Origin of the sequence: Fibrobacter sp. UWB11 (assembly GCF_900143015.1) — a bacterium.
Lineage (GTDB): Bacteria > Fibrobacterota > Fibrobacteria > Fibrobacterales > Fibrobacteraceae > Fibrobacter.
The window spans coordinates 375,589-391,103 of sequence record NZ_FSRT01000002.1; the positions used below are offsets into that span (position 1 = coordinate 375,589).

The 15,515-nt window shown below is 49.6% G+C and carries 7 protein-coding genes; 1 reads left to right on the top strand and 6 read right to left on the bottom strand.

The features are described 5' to 3' along the window. Window positions 1-28 precede the first annotated feature (28 nt). The 4 genes from BUQ91_RS10115 to BUQ91_RS10130 all read right to left on the bottom strand — a co-directional run bounded on the left by BUQ91_RS10115 (window position 29) and on the right by BUQ91_RS10130 (window position 10,617). Window positions 29-3,523, bottom strand: coding sequence for a beta-galactosidase, LacZ type (locus tag BUQ91_RS10115; RefSeq protein WP_074209169.1), 3,495 nt, complete (start codon window positions 3,521-3,523; stop codon window positions 29-31). Between the two features lie 268 nt (window positions 3,524-3,791). Then, window positions 3,792-5,855 carry a family 43 glycosylhydrolase gene (locus tag BUQ91_RS10120; protein ID WP_254842319.1) on the bottom strand — a complete coding sequence of 688 codons (2,064 nt, stop codon included), beginning with the start codon at window positions 5,853-5,855 and terminating at the stop codon, window positions 3,792-3,794. Between the two features lie 20 nt (window positions 5,856-5,875). Continuing rightward, window positions 5,876-8,476, bottom strand: coding sequence for a carbohydrate-binding protein (locus tag BUQ91_RS10125; RefSeq protein WP_074209171.1), 2,601 nt, complete (start codon window positions 8,474-8,476; stop codon window positions 5,876-5,878). 248 nt (window positions 8,477-8,724) lie between these two features. Then, the gene (locus BUQ91_RS10130) at window positions 8,725-10,617 is read right to left on the bottom strand and encodes a carbohydrate-binding protein (protein ID WP_074209172.1); all 1,893 of its coding nucleotides are present in this window, start codon (window positions 10,615-10,617) and stop codon (window positions 8,725-8,727) included. 331 nt (window positions 10,618-10,948) lie between these two features. Here BUQ91_RS10130 and BUQ91_RS10135 point away from each other — a divergent pair, with 331 nt between their 5' ends. Further along, window positions 10,949-11,155 (top strand): hypothetical protein, encoded by a 207-nt coding sequence (locus BUQ91_RS10135; RefSeq protein ID WP_139299732.1) that lies wholly within the window; start codon window positions 10,949-10,951, stop codon window positions 11,153-11,155. 64 nt (window positions 11,156-11,219) lie between these two features. On the opposite strand, the gene BUQ91_RS10140 is transcribed toward BUQ91_RS10135, so the two are convergent. Further along, the gene (locus tag BUQ91_RS10140; RefSeq protein WP_074209174.1) at window positions 11,220-12,716 is read right to left on the bottom strand and encodes a carbohydrate binding domain-containing protein; all 1,497 of its coding nucleotides are present in this window, start codon (window positions 12,714-12,716) and stop codon (window positions 11,220-11,222) included. Between the two features lie 249 nt (window positions 12,717-12,965). After that, a complete protein-coding gene (locus BUQ91_RS10145) occupies window positions 12,966-15,293 on the bottom strand; it encodes a beta-xylosidase family glycoside hydrolase (protein WP_074209175.1) in 2,328 nt (775 codons plus the stop codon). Window positions 15,294-15,515: the final 222 nt, after the last annotated feature.

Below are 15,515 nucleotides of genomic sequence, written 5' to 3' on the forward strand. Positions count from 1 at the left end.
ATGACTGTGCTTCAATCGTTTTTATTTATTACTTCTTGACGGTGATGCGGAAGGCTTGGCCACCGTTCTTGGACTTCACGATATACACGCCAGAATTCTTGACGAGCCCAGACGTAATCGCATGGAGATCTTCGACACCGCGAGTCGTAAACGCACCGACCTTCTTGCCCTGAGCATCAAAGACATTGTAGTTCTTTTCTGCGACAGAGAGGTCACGAATCTTGCCCGGGAGCGCTACAGGAATAAGCCCTTCCGTATCAGGATTTGCACCTTCCGTAATGTCCTTATCCGGCTGATTTTCGTAAATCTTATTGATTTCATCCAGGCCGTACTTAGCAGGCGGAATTTCTTTATTCCAACCGAAGTTCTTGAAACCGAGGAGCGAGTATTCCGTCGGGTCGTTCAACTGCTTACGAACCGGAGCAATGCGGAATGCATGAGTGTATTCACGGTTTGCAGGCAAGCGGTATTGACTGAGCGGTTCAGCACCCCAGGAGTTGATGCCACCGACACCCATCTGGTGTAAATCCACTCGGAGTGTAATATCCTTATCGCGCTTGAGTTCCCACGGGAGCTTCACGTTGGTGAGCTGTTCCGGTGTGTAGTGCTGAGCACTGAATTCCATACGCGGATTACCCACAATCATGAGGCCCTTGCCCGTCTTTTCGTTCGTGAGAGTGGCCCACTTCACATCCGTGCGCTGGCCCGTTTCGCCAATTTCCATGTACATGACCGTCATAGAATCAGCATACGTCGAATAGAGTCCCATGAAGCTTCCACGATTACGTCCCATGTAGTTTTCATCTGGGCCACGACCAAAGTAACGGACCTTTTCGTAACCGCCCGGCACCGTAAAGAGCGTACCCACATTCGGGATATAACTCTTGGAACCATCCGGATTGAACGTGTAATTCACAACAATATCGCCGCTGCCATAAACAGTGTATGTCAACTTCATCTTTGAGCTGCCCACATCCGGGAATCCGAAGTTGAACGTCACCTGCGTTTCGCGAGCGGAAACTTCCTTGACTTCGGAAGTGACAGAGCGGTTGTTGCTTGCCTTGCGCCATTCGCCATGGCCACGTTCCATATTGAAGCCCTTGTCGTTATCAATCGGGGCGCGCCAGAAGTTCGGACGGCCGCCGTTCTTGATAATCGTATCGCCATCAAGAACGTAGCTTGCAAGCGTACCGGACTTTTCGTCAAACTTAATCTTGAAATCAGAGCCTTCAATCGTGAGACCATTGTTCTTAGTGACCTTGTGGGCCTCCATGGTGCTCACATCAATTTCAGTAGACCAGAGCTGGCCTAAATCAATGCCGAACTGTTCATGACCGATGCTGTAACCAGCCTTTGCCCAGAGTTCATCCTTTTTCAAGCGGAAATCGATATCCAGGAAGTACTCGGCACCGACTGTCGTTTCAATCTTCGGCATGTCAATCGTCACGGTCTTTTTCTGGTTCGGACCGATATTCATCTGGGAACCATCAATCTTGCCTTCCTTAATCACCTTGCCGTTTTCCTTGATCTGCCAGAAGGCATCGAGGAAGTCGCCAAGATTCTTGTAGAGGTAACGGCTTTCAATTTCAATCTTGCCCTTAGCGGCGTCTACGTTATGGACGCGCACCTGGCTGTACTGGTACTTGACTTCCCACATTTCCGGCTGGATTTTACGATCGGGGAACACAAGGCCGTTTGCACAGAAGTTGTCGTCGTTCTGCCAGTCGCCCCACATGCCACCAAATTCAAAGTACGGAGTTCCCTTGTGACGGAGACCCTGGTCGATGAAGTCCCAAATGAAGCCACCGAAAGCACGCGGGTTGCCGTAGAAGGCATCCATGTATTCTTGCAGGTCGCCCACGGAGTTGCCCATAGCGTGCTCGTATTCGCACAACATAATCGGCTTGTTGGCATCCCTATAATTTTGAATTGCATCCGGACCGAAGTACATCCAGCTGTTCACATCGGCATTGTTCCAGTCGCCTTCGTAATGCACAAAGCGAGTGGAGTCAATCTGGTGGGCGCGTTCACGTTCCGAGGCAAACACGTTACCGTTACCCGCTTCGTTACCGAGGGACCAGAGAATAATGGACGGATGGTTCTTGTCGCGCTGCACCATGGAATTCATGCGGTCCACAGCGGGGGCGCGCCAGTCGTCGCTATTTTTCGGAAGGTCGTTGTTGGCGCCATGGCTTTCGACGTTCGCTTCGTCAATCACGTAGATACCATACTTGTCGCACAAATCATACATCACCGGGTTGTTCGGGTAATGGGACATGCGGAGCGCATTGATATTGAAACGCTTCATGAGAATCACGTCTTTTTCCATGCGGTCGTAAGTGACTGCACGGCCGTTATCCGGATCGAGTTCGTGGCGGTCAACACCGTGGAACTTCACCGGCATGCCGTTCACGAGCAAACGCGGAGCGCCGTTTTCTTTCTTGATTTCAATCTTTCTAAAGCCAACCTTGTTACTTTCAACCTGGATAATCTTGCCGGACTCGTCCTTGAACGTGAGCACTGCGGAATAGAGGTCCGGAGTTTCGGCAGACCAGCGCTTCGGAGAAGAAAGCGGGAGATCGAAATGCACGCTCTTTTCACCAGCAGCACCAATGCCAGAAACCTTCTGGGCAGAGGGCTTGATGACTTCGGCACCGGAAGCATCGTACAAGGAAAGCTCGACAGTGTATTCGCCAGACTGCTTACCTGTAGAATTATAGACCCAAACGGTCGTCTTCAAGAGGCCATCTTTATAGTTATTCGTGAGAGTCGCATCAATCTGGAAGTCCTGAATGTGGACCTCAGGCACTGCGTAAATATAAACGTCACGCATAATGCCAGAAAGACGGATAAAGTCCTGGTCTTCGAGCCAGGAGCCGTCGCACCAGCGGAACACCTGTACGGAAATGTTATTCTCGCCCTTGCGGAGGTACTTGTTGATATCAAATTCATGGCCCGTGAACGTGTCTTCGCTATAGCCAACGTAATTGCCGTTCACCCATACATAGTAAGCGGATTCAACGCCTTCGAAGTGCAAACGGATGCGCTTGCCGTTCCAGCTTTCGGGAACCGTAAAGTTGCGGCGATAATGACCGACCGGGTTAAAGTCCGTCGGAGCGTAAGGCGCAGAAACGCGGTTGTTCTGGGACCACGGATAAATAACGTTCGTGTAAATCGGATGATCGTAGCCTAAAAGCTGCCAAGAACTCGGAACCTTGATTTTATCCCACTTGGAAACATCGTAGTTATCCTTGTAGAAATCATTGTTACGCTGGCTAGGCTTATCGACATGGAAGAATCTCCACTCACCCGAAAGCGTCTGATACCATTCAGAAGCGTGACGGTCGCCCTTCACAGCCTCTTCAACCGTAGAGTACGGCATCGAGGTCACGTGCGGATTCAACCTATTCACGCCAAAAATTCTCGGTTTGCCATTCCATTCATCGTTGGGTTGAGCAAACAAAGACGTCGCCAAAACCAAACCGGCTGACATCGCTAAAGACAAATTAATTCCGAACTTCATAGAGTCCTCCCGTTCATATTCCTGCATAAAAAATACCCCAATTTACGAGACATTTTTCATTTTAAAATCAAGGTTCTGTGGACATTTTATCAAAGGTCACGTTCGTTTAAACGCCCGTCATTACTGCAATTTGGAATGTTTTAATCTGTAGCGTCACATTTTTTGATAATTAATTCAGCAATAGAAAAAGCCCGCCAGAGGCGGGCCCAGTGAGGTTAGATAAAAAATTATAGATCCTTCGACTTCGCTCAGGATGACATTATTCGTGTCATTTCACGAGAACGCGGAAGGTCTTGGAGTGACCGAGACCACGAACCATGTACACGCCCGGAACATAACCTGCAGAGCGGATGGACTTTGCAAGGCTTTGGCCCTTAGCGTCAATGTGTCCGAGGTACTTGCCAGTCATGGTGAACACTGCGTAAGACTTTTCGGCAATCGGGAGTTCCACGCGAGCCTTCTTGATTCCAACTTTGTCATCGCAATCGAATCCCATGCAGAACTTGAACCAGTCTACATTCACGAAGTTGCCATTGATTTCCATTTTGAGCACATGTTCGCCCTTCGGGATTTCCTTGGTCGTTGCCTTGACTTCGGTATAATTAGACCAGTCTTCGCCCTTTTCAGCCTTGATGACATCGGTAATAGCCTTGTCGTCGATGTAGAACTTGACACCCACATCGTCAGAAGCTGTTGCCATGTTCACGACGATTGTATATTCAGATGCAATCTGGTTATCGACCGTGTATTCGACCCATTCGCCGTCTTCGGTGTAGCCGATGGCATAACCCTTAGACTTGTCGGTAGAATCGAGCTGGACAATATCCACTTCGTCTTCGCGATAGGCGCCGCCCTGATTAGCGCGATCGTTATCGTAGAAGGCCTTATTGTGGCCGCCCTTGTCATAATCTTCGGCCTGGATTTTGCCCGGAATTGCGGAAGCTGTGCCCTTGAACGGTTCCTGCGGAATCTTGGTTGCAGCACTTTCCATGTACCAATAGTCGAAATCAAAACCGCCCTGTTTTACAACAAAGTAGAGATCTTCGACACCGGCTGCATCCGTCAAAGCAAATGTATTTTCTTGCCAGCTGGAGCTCTTCGGCACATCAATCGTTGCAATCGTCGGACCCGTCGTAGAACCAGTATGAACTTCAAGCTTACCGCCATTACCCTTGGTGCAGATGATGATATTTTCGGCACCATCGCCCATATCCACAGAGCGAACCTTCGTGTAGAAGTTGCTGCCCATGTTGGTGAGGTAAACGTTATCGCCCTGCTTTGCCACATGCTTGATGATGGTGTATCCACCGCTCTTGTCCACATTGATGCCACCCACCCAAGACTTGGTTTCGGCTTCAACGCGTTCGAACGGGTCAAGATTCTTGATGGGCTTCTTGACGCCATCATTCGTAGACTTGATGGTCGGAATCGTACCGTCAGCATTCCAGGTAAATTCTTCAACTGCGGTAGAACGGCTATAGCCACCGCCGCTCACGTTCTTCTGGTTGTGATAGAAGAAGAAGCTGCGGCCCTTGAAGTCAATGAGGCCGGAGTGGTTCGTGAACGCAGTTCCATTGCCCTGGTCCATGATGATGCCGCCCCACTTCCACGGACCCGTCGGAGAATCACTGGTAGAATACGAGATTTTTTCAGGCACGCCATGGGAAGCATAAATCATGTAATACTTCTTGTCGCGCTTGTGAATCCACGGACCTTCGGTATAGACAGAGTTTCCATTCGGGGAAAATCCACGACTCATGTCCGTCACCTGAATTTGTCCGTCAAATTCAATCATATTCTCTTTAAGCTTAGCGTAATAAAGCTTCGGGTTGCCCCAGTAGAGCCAAGCCTGGCCATCATCGTCAATCCAAACAGTCGGGTCAATGTAATCCCAGTTCGGACCTGCAAGATGCTGACCATTACGAGCATCCTTGAACGGACCTTCCGGCTTGTCGGCCACAGCGACGTTAATAGCGCGGCCACCGCGAGTCGATTCTACAGTCACGTAGTAGTAATACTTGCCATTGCGACGAACAACTTGAGCAGCCCAGTCGCCGTTATCTTTCGCATTGCCGCCAAAGTCCTTGTTCGAAAGGATGAGCTCACCCATGTCGGTCCAGTTCACCATATCGGTGGTGCAAGAGACGCGCCAACCGTGCATGGTAAAGAAGGAACCGCCTTCGTCGTTACCCGTGTACACGCAGACGGTATCGCCAAACACAACCGGAGCCGGGTCCGGCGAATAGTACGTCTGGATAATCGGGTTCTCAGCAAGCGCATTGGACGCAAAACCAAGTCCAAACGCGAGAAGTATTTTACTTGTCATTTTCATATTGCACCCCATTTCCCAAACTATTTCACTTGGATCATTTTGCCAAAGACCTTGTTCACACTCTGGACAAAGTAGACACCAGACTTGAAGTTCTTTGCATGCATAGCCTGCATTACAGAACTTGTCGTCGGCATGCCCATCACGCGAATGACGCCCATGTGATGGCCGCGGATATCAAACACATTCAGCGTAGAGCTGCGAGAGATATCCATATTCAATCCGTAACGGACGTTCGGCTTAATCGCAAGGATTTCTTCCTTAGTCTTACCGAACTTGATCCAGTCAATGTTCAAGTAAGCACCCGTGATTGCCACGCGAAGCACATGTTCGCCAGCTTCAAGAGCGGTTGTCTTGCCTTCGACCGTACCATAAGTATTCCAGTCTTCGCCCTGCGGGGCTACAATCGTATCGCTGATTGCCTTGCCATCCATGAAGAGCTGGAAGCTAGAGCCTTCGAGACCGGTAGCCACGTTAGCGAGGAACACGTATTCACCAGCGGTCGTGACCTTCAAGGTGTATTCCATCCATTCGCCAGCCTGTGTGTAACCCACAGCGTAGCCCTTAGACTTGTCAGTAGAATCAATTTGAGTGATGTCCACGCCATCTTCGCGGTAGACGCCGCCTTCGTTCACAAAGTCCTTGTCGTTGAAGGAAACGCTCTGGCCACCTTCATCGTAGTTTTCCATTTCGATGGTGCCCGGAATGGTCATGTTTTCAACAAACGGAGCCTGCGGAACCACGTTGGAGAAGTCCGGAAGCGGAATGGTGTTGATGCGGTCACCGATGTTCTTGAATTCGCCCTGAAGGCCAGCAGCTTCGGCAACAGAAGCGATGTAGCCACCGTTGTTCTTTTCGGTAAACTGACCCGGAGCGTTACGGCCAACGCCGCTCGGAGCGTTCTTGTAAGAGTTGTTTTCGACAGCAAAGCCACTAGAGCCTTCGTCAAGATAAATCGGCAAAATCCAGTAATCCGACCACTTGGACTGGGACATATCATGGATGTAGTTTTCCTTGATTTCGCTACCCGTGCCCTGGTTGCTCAATGTATAAATCGGACCGGAGTCGCAAAGCAAACGGGCAATGTGGTGGATGTTGTTCTTATTAATTTTGTTGTTCGTCATGGCTGTTTCGCTCTTGGTCCAGCCATAACCCACAGAGATACCGGAATAGTTTGTATAGGACACTTCGTTATTTTCGATGACGACATAACGCGGATACCCGGCGGCAATGCCCACAGCGCCCTGATGTTCATTCGTCACGTTTGTCACGAGGTTGTAACGGATTGTATCGCGGGTACTGATTTCGTCCTTGTCCTTCGGATTGTACGGGATGTGAATTTCGGTCGTGGAGTCTTGAGAGAACTTGCCGAGCATAATGCCGCAGCCGCCGATTTCATAGAATACGTTGCCTTCAATCACGTCATCATTTGTACCAGAGACAAAGTCAAGACCAGTTGCAGCCATCTGCGTGAACGTGCAATTCTTGATTTTGAAATGGTGCGCATTTTCGACGCGGAAACCAGCATCCGGACGCCAGAGGAGGAACTTGTTAGAGCCAAGACGGCCGTTTTCAGCCATGACTTCGATGTTGAACATACTTGCCTGCAAATCCAGGAAGCCTTCTTCGCTCGGACGCAAGAAATTGGAGTTTGCAAAGGTTATGCCTTCAAAAGACATGTAACCAACTTTGTTCTTAGTATCCTTACCGAGAATGCTGAAGAGCGTATTGACGCGCGGAACGACAACATTTGCGGTCGCCATGTTTTCGCCTGCGCGGGCCTTGTAATAAAGCGTACCGGTCGATTCGTCCAAGTACCATTCGCCCGGCTGGTCGATAAATTCGTAAGCATTTTCAAGGTAGTAAACCTGCTGCTTCGGCGGATTGCTCATGAAAGCAGTGCCAAGCATCGGGTATTTGCGGCGGAAAAGCTTGCTTCTTTCAGGATCCTGCGGTTCAAACTTGAAGGTATTGCCCTGCTGGGAAATCTTGTCAAGACGCAAGATGCTTTCGGCCCACGCAATCATCAAATGGATTTCGACCTTCTTCGGATTCTTCCAGTCCGTAGACTTGATATCGCTGCTGTTGAGGAGGAAGGCACTGCCGGCAGAGTCCACTTTGTTCAAGCGGAAGAAGTTATGGTCGCCGTTATCGAGCAAGTTCGGCATACGCGCGCGAATTGCCTTTTTGCCGTTCACGTACATCTGGCGGAAACGGGCATCGACACCTTCGACCTTCCAGATATTGTTCTTTTCATCGTGAATCGTCCAGCCAGACATCGGGATACCGCCCGTAATAAGCGGAGTTTCGTTCGGATAGGCTTTATAGCGGACGTAGAAACCATCCTTACCGCCATCAGCCTCAGTAAAATTGACCGTAGACGAAAGCTGATAGGTTCCGCCACGAAGAATGACGGAGATATCGCCCGTCATGGTGCCGTTGATGGCACGCACAGCCTTCTGGGCCTGCGTAATCGTCTTGAACGGGGCCTCTTCGGTACCCTTGTTGGAATCGCTACCATTGGGAGCGACATAGAATGTAGCCTGATCAGCGGCGGTAGCAACAGTAACACCCAGGAAGAGTGCAGAAACTGCGGCAAGATGACCAATTGTTTTGAAGCTCATAATACCTAACCTCACGTTAAAAACCAAACATAGTTTGCCCTAACAACACTCTAAAATTATCCTTGAAATGCTTATTTTTTTATGGCTTTACACAAGAATTTGTGGACTGTTTATCCATGAAGGGAAGTGGTTGGTGGTAAGTGGGTTTTGTCGGGATGCAAAAAAATGCCTCGCGGGAGCGCGAGGCATTTTGAATGTGTTTGTGAGGAGAAATCTTTTGAAAAGGCTACGCCTCCCCCAAGTTTTAATTAGCGAACATTCACACGCTGGATTTGGTTACCCTTGACAGAGCGCATCATGTACGTACCACGTGCGTAGCCAGCGTTTTCGAGGGCTTGAGCCTTGCTCGCGCCGTTCAATTCGACACGACCAAGATGTTTACCCGTAGCGCTGAACACGTTATAGGAGTTCTCTGATTCAAAGGAAGTCAAACGAGCTTTAGCAAGCCCCACCTTTTCATCAACGAACTCGATGTAGTCAATATCCATCCAGTCGCCGGTTACAGTAAAGCGGAGAATGTGTTCACCCTCGGTCAAGTTCACGTCGGCCTTGACCTCGTTGTATTCGTCATAATTGTCTTCGCCAGCAGTTGCTTCAGGAACCGGAATTTCATCAGTAATGTCCTTGCCATCCATGGAGAGCTTGAAGCTCGAAGTGCTGTTGGCCGAAGCCACAGAAGCCTTCATGGTGTATTTTCCAGACGCGGCAACATTGACGGTGTATTCGAGCCATTCGCCAGCCTGGTTGTAACCGACAATCACGCCAGTTGCCTTCTTGTACAAGTCAACACCAGTACCCTTGCGGTAGTCAGAGTCACCATGGTTTTCAGTATCACTTTCGTTGTAAGTGGTGTTGCCCTCACCCACGCCGTTGATGTCAAAATCTTCCACTTCAATCTTACCCGGAATGGCAAGAGCCTTGCCCTTGAAGGGTTCGCGAGGAACAGGCTTGAGAATCAAACGGAGCAGTGCAGAGCCGTGAGCCGGGAGTTCAATTGAAACGTGAGAAACAGGTCCCAAATCCTTCTTTTTCCAAGCATCGCGAACTTCCACTTCGCCTTCTACGCCAATGTCAGCAAAGTTGCATTCAACAGTCTGGGTAGAGCCGTTGTTGTTGAGGAGCGCCACGGCAATGTCGCCATTTTTCAAAGGCTTGGTCCAAACTTGCTTGCCTTGCTTGTCAGAAATGCGGTGGCCCTGAACGCCCAAGGAATCCTGGTTAATGGCAATCATGTCCTTGTTCAGGTAGAGTTCCTTGGTCTCGTTACTCATGTTACGCACATCGGAACTGATCATGATGGGTGCCGCCATAATAGACCACATCGTCATCTGGGAGCGCTGTTCTTCGTAAGAAAGGCCCCTGTTGCCCACTTCGAGCATGTCCGGGTCGTTCCAGTGGCCGGGCTTTGCAATCTGCCAGTACTTGTTGTTGGCATCAATAATTTCGTAGACGCCGCGATACCAAGAAGTGGAAATCCATTCGGGACCGATATCGAAAGTGGTACGCCAGAGGTTCGCGATTTTAGGCATCCAGTCCTTGTATTCCCACATACAAATGCTGAACACGATGTCGCGTCCGGAATTGCGAAGCGCATTGGACATAGCGGTGTAATCTTTTTCCTGAGTTCTCGGATCGGAATCGCAGTTGTCGTATTTCCAGTAATCCACGCCCCATTCAGCGAGCTTCTTGGCGTCCTGTTCTTCGCGGCCATTGGAGCCACTTTCGCTTTGCCAGTTGCTATTGTAATGGTGGCAGGTGCGTTTGCCGCGGTCGCCGTAAAGACCGAATTTCAGGCCTTTCTTATGCACATAATCGGCAATGGCCTTCATGCCACTGGGGAAAGTTTTCGGGTTGTTCTGGAGGTTGCCCTGAGCATCGCGCTTGGTATCCATCCAGTTGTCGTCCAGATTCAAGTAAATGTAGCCAGCGTCCTTCAAACCGGAACTGACCATGGCGTCGGCAATTTCCTGAATCTGCTTTTCGTTGATGTTTTCGTGGAAAACGTTCCAGCTGTTCCACCCGAGCGGGGGCGTAAGCACCAAACTATCGGGATGGGCAAAAGCCGAACCCACCAAACCCGTTAAAGCCAAAGTTGCCAACACTCCAAGCTTGCAACCGTTCTTTTTCTTCAAACCAAACATAAGCACTCCTGTATCCTAAGTATTAATCATCCCCAAACTAAAAATACCCCCTAAAAAACAAAAAAATTAAAGGAATTACACATGTTCCTTTGACATTTTATCCACGATGGATAAGAAGATGGATAGCAAAGCCAGCATATTGACTTTCCCGCAGATTTTTTGTATATTATTTGTAGATGACAGGGTGGCAGACCAATCCACCTAAGATAAAAAAGAAAGGTCAACCAATGACAGGGTGGCAGACCAGCCCACCTAAGATAAAAAAGAAAGGTCTAAGATGAGCCGTATTTCGTTTTATATGAAATACGGCCTTTTTTATTTTGAGGAAAAAATGAAACTGGCACAAACCGTCTTTCTTAAGCAATCATTCTTTGACCGACATAAAGACCACAAGGAAATTCTCGCCAACAAAGCAGGCAGACACACAGACGAGAAAAAAGGATTACCCGGCATTGATTTTACCAAGTTGCCCATATTCAAATTTTCTTCGCTACAATATTTTATCGACGATGTGAAATCCGTTGTCAATTCTTTATGAATAAAAAAAGAGCGGCCCCTTTTTTGGGGACTGCTCTTGATTCGAGAGAGAGAGAGACAAATTTTTATCGGTCAACGTGCATCATGAACGAACGGGCTTTATCACGCAAGATGTAAACGCCCTTGCCATAGCCTGCATTTTTCATCGCTTTTTGCATGTTCGGCACATCGTTTTCGATGATTTCGACAAATCCGAGGCGTTTGCCCGCGAAGTTATAGACACCGAACTTGCCGCTTGCCGTTTTGAGGCGGATAGATGGAGCAAGCGAAATTGTCCCCGGATCGGGTTCCGCAATCTTCTTGAGCGTGACATTATCAAGCGTAAGCGTGCCTGTCGAGGCGCCCGCATTGAAGCTCAAGCGAGAATCCTTGTCGGTCGCCGCGGTCATCTGAAACTGGAAAGAATACTTTTTAGATTCCGTGCCGAGCTCAAAATTCGCTTTTTCGGTGAGGTAACTTGCCCACGGATCCGTGTGCTGTTCCACGTTCACTTCGAGCGTGCGGGAGGCGCCAGCGCTAGCTTCGAAGCTCACTTCGTACCATTGATTTTTCTCCAGATGCAAGTCATGCTGAATTACCTGCACTTGGTAATTTTCCGTGCCGACGGCAGAAATGTCGAGCTGATACTTGCCATTTTTCACGTCACCTGTAGCAGCGGCACTGCCGTGAGTCTGCAAAGTCCAGGCAACATCTGTCGAATCGAAACCGCCATTGAAAATACTATCGCGGTCGGTCGGCACCTGAATTGGCGGCGTAATGCTTGAACCGTCTAGCGAATAATTCTTGACAAAGTTCCAGATTTCAACGCTCGTGTTGACACTGACTGCCTCGTCCATGGAATACCAGTGGCCCTTGCCTGCAATGGTGAGCAAACGAACTTCGACATTGTCCTTGCAGCCGCTCCAGACTTCAAGAGAGGCGGCAGAGCCCGGCTTGCTTGATGGATACGGTTTTGTGACTTTGGAACTTGAAGAGCATTTTTGTGCAGAAACCCAACCCTTGAGGGTATTCACGGTGCTGTTGTAATTCACCACGTCATCGCTCGTGCCGTGGGTATGCATAATCGGCATGGCGCGCTTGGGCGAGTTTACCCCACCGCCACCGGAAACAGGGGCTATGGCCGCAATCATATCGCCCATCTTATTTGCTGCATGGTAGCTCATCATGCCGCCCATCGAAAATCCCGAAACATACACGCGACTTTTGTCAATGCCATACTTGTTGTACATTTCGTTGATAATCGCCTTGAGGAAATTGATGTCCTTGTCACCTCCAATGTCCCAAGCCTTATTTTGACCGTTCGGGAACACGACCACAAATCGAGCGGTATCAGCAATCGGTTCCCACTTGGCAGCGTTCTGCTGATACGGGGCATCCTGATTCATGCCGTGCATCTGGATAATGAGCGGGCGACCCTTTTCGATATTCTTCGGGGCGTACACGTTCATGGTACGGTTCGTGCCGTTCACATTAATGTTGTCTGCAAAAGAAAAGGTCGCGAAGCCAGCTAAGGCGGCAACCGTCAAGGCGCAGTGCGCCTTCTTGAAGATTTTACCAAACATTCCTCTACTCCTTGAGGTTTATTTCCCATTTTACCTATGAAGAAAATACCTTTTGGATTGGCGATTATCACTTAGCGGTAAACATTTTCCATTGCGGTTTTGACAATGGGTTGAGAGGCGGAAATGTGTAGTGGGGGGTGTTTCAAGAACAACCAAAAACGGCTTGGATATACCCGCAGGAAAGCAAGCTTTCCGCGGGTGCATCCAAGCCTCGGGGGTGTTTGGAGGAATTAGAATAAACTATAGAGATTACTTTGTTACGGAGAGGCGGTGGGTGAGGCCGGAGGTGAGGGACTTGACGATATACACGCCACTTTCCTTCACGAGTGAGCTTACCTTAGAGCGAACGTCGAAAGAGTTCGATGCATCAACGCGGCCGACAAAAGAACCATTGAGGCTGTAGACGCGATATGCCTGCGCGCCCTGCTTACCGTAGCGAATAGTATTTGCAATCCCTGTCGGTCCCGGAGCATCTTTACCCTTCACGAACGTAAAGTTGTCAATGTCGAGCCAGGCGCCAACAACCGTAAAGCGGAGCACGTGTTCGCCTGCGGGGAGCTTCACATTGGACTTTACCAAGTTGTATTCATCGTAGTTATCTTCGCCAGAACTTGCCGCCGGCACTGCAATTTCTTCGGTAATCTCCTTACCATCCAGAGAAAGCTTGAAGCTAGAAGTAGAGCCCGCCGCTGCGACAGATGCAAACACAGTGTAGTCGCCTTCTTCCTTCACGTTCACGGTGTATTCGAGCCAGTCGCCTTCGCTGTTATAACCCACAACCACAGCATCACCCTTCTTGTAAAGGTCAACGCCGGTACCCTTGCGGTAGTCAGAGTCGCCGTGGTTTTCGGAATCGCCGTCATAGTAAGAGGAGCCATCCTTGCCCTTGCCCGGAACGTCGAAGTTTTCGGCTTCAATCTTGCCTGGGATTGCATTTGCAGGGCAGTTTTCGCCAGCAGCGCAGAAAGGGGTCTGCGGTACAGGTTCCGAAGCAGTGCCGTCGAGGTAAATTTCATCATTTGCATCTACACCGACCTTGAACCAGTCGAAGTCAGCATAGCCGCCTGCAGTCTTTGTTGCAAAGTTGAAAAGGCCCCAGCGTACACCCACGAACATGTGCAGGTCGTAATTGAGTTTTACATCGCTACCAATCTTTGTCCAAGTGTTGCCATCGGTGCTGTAGTAGAAATATGCAGTACCGCGGTCAATGGGCAAATCGAAATCAATTCGCAAATAAACCTTGGAGTCCGAAAGAGCTTGGCTTGCAGCTTGTCTTTCGCCGTCCTTGTTTCCAGTGTACATCACAACCTTGTAGTTGCCGTTTTCCTTAGCAAGTGCAACAAAGCCCTTGTCATCTTGCAATGCCACAAGACCCGCCATGTCGCCATCCTTCATGCCCTTGCCATCCACAAGCGTACGGCCAGAACTCTTGGGGCCAAAGGAACGCTGCGTGAGCGTGTTCTTAGCGTTGACAATGCGGTTATCAGTACGACCTGTGGTAATGCGCAAGAATCCCGGATTTGCCGTCAAAGACCAATTCTTGTTATCCGGATTATGGTTCCACTGCCATTCCAGCGGAAGCACGTCGGAATCAAAGTCATCGGAAGTCACCATGCCATAGCCCGGAAGCGGAGATTCAGGCAAGTCAATTGTAGAAGGGGCCTTGGAACCGCTCGTCGGAACCGGCCAGCCATCCTTCCATTCCATCGGAACCAAGTGCGACATACGGCCGACAGGGCCAGAATCGCGGAACAAGAGAGCATACCACTTGCCATCCGGCGTATCGAAGATGCCACCCTGAGCAACACCGTTATCAGAGAGGAAGTACCTTCCGCTAAATCCAGAAAGCAAGTTCTTGGAACGGTAAACTATTTCGCTACGGCTCTTGCCGGCCGGCCAAGAAATCGTGAACAGGTAGTATTCGCCGTTCACCTTTTCCATGTGAGAGCCTTCCTGCTGCACATAATAGCTGTTGGTGCCCGTCACCTGATTCACGCTTACGCCGCCAACCTTACCGCTCTTGCCACCGGCCTTCACGCCGCTGGCATCGTCATTGAGCTGCACGTAGCTGATCTGGTCGCCAGAACCATAGAACACCCAAACCGTGCCATCGTCATCGAAGAAGAGCGACGGGTCGTGATAGAACGGAAGCTGCACTTCGGACCACGGGCCATTTTCGACATCGGCGGTTTTGTACAAATGCGTTTTTCCCGTCGTGTAGGACGGAGTCAATACGTAGAAGAATCCCTTGTGGTAGCGGATGCTCGATGCCCACGAACCCTTGCCGTAAGCATCCTGGCCACCATTCAAATTGATATTATTGCCGTTCGAAAGAGTCTGGTAGGCATACCCCACCGTGCGCCACTGGGCCAAATCCGTGCTCTTGAAAACAGGCACGCCCGGCGCAAAGTGCATCGTAGTCGTCACCATGTAATAGGCATCGTCGACACGGACAATCGAGGGGTCCGGGCTATCGACATACATAATCGGGTTATTGACCTTAACGGCTGCACTATTTACCACAGCAAAAGCGGCCAAAACCACAGCCGACTTTGTCATTTTACTAAACAATCCCATAAACAACTCCTTTCCAACCAAGGCTAGATAAGATTAACAACCATAATCTACCCCATTTACATGTTGTTTACCTGCAATCGTCTACCCTTTTTATGGATTTTTTATCAATAACACCCCATTACAGCCCCACATTACAGCCCCCAAAACGCGTTTTTTGTAAAAATTCCTTTTCACAATTTTCACAACGCTTTATAATTTTTCACAACACTATTTCGCAACACC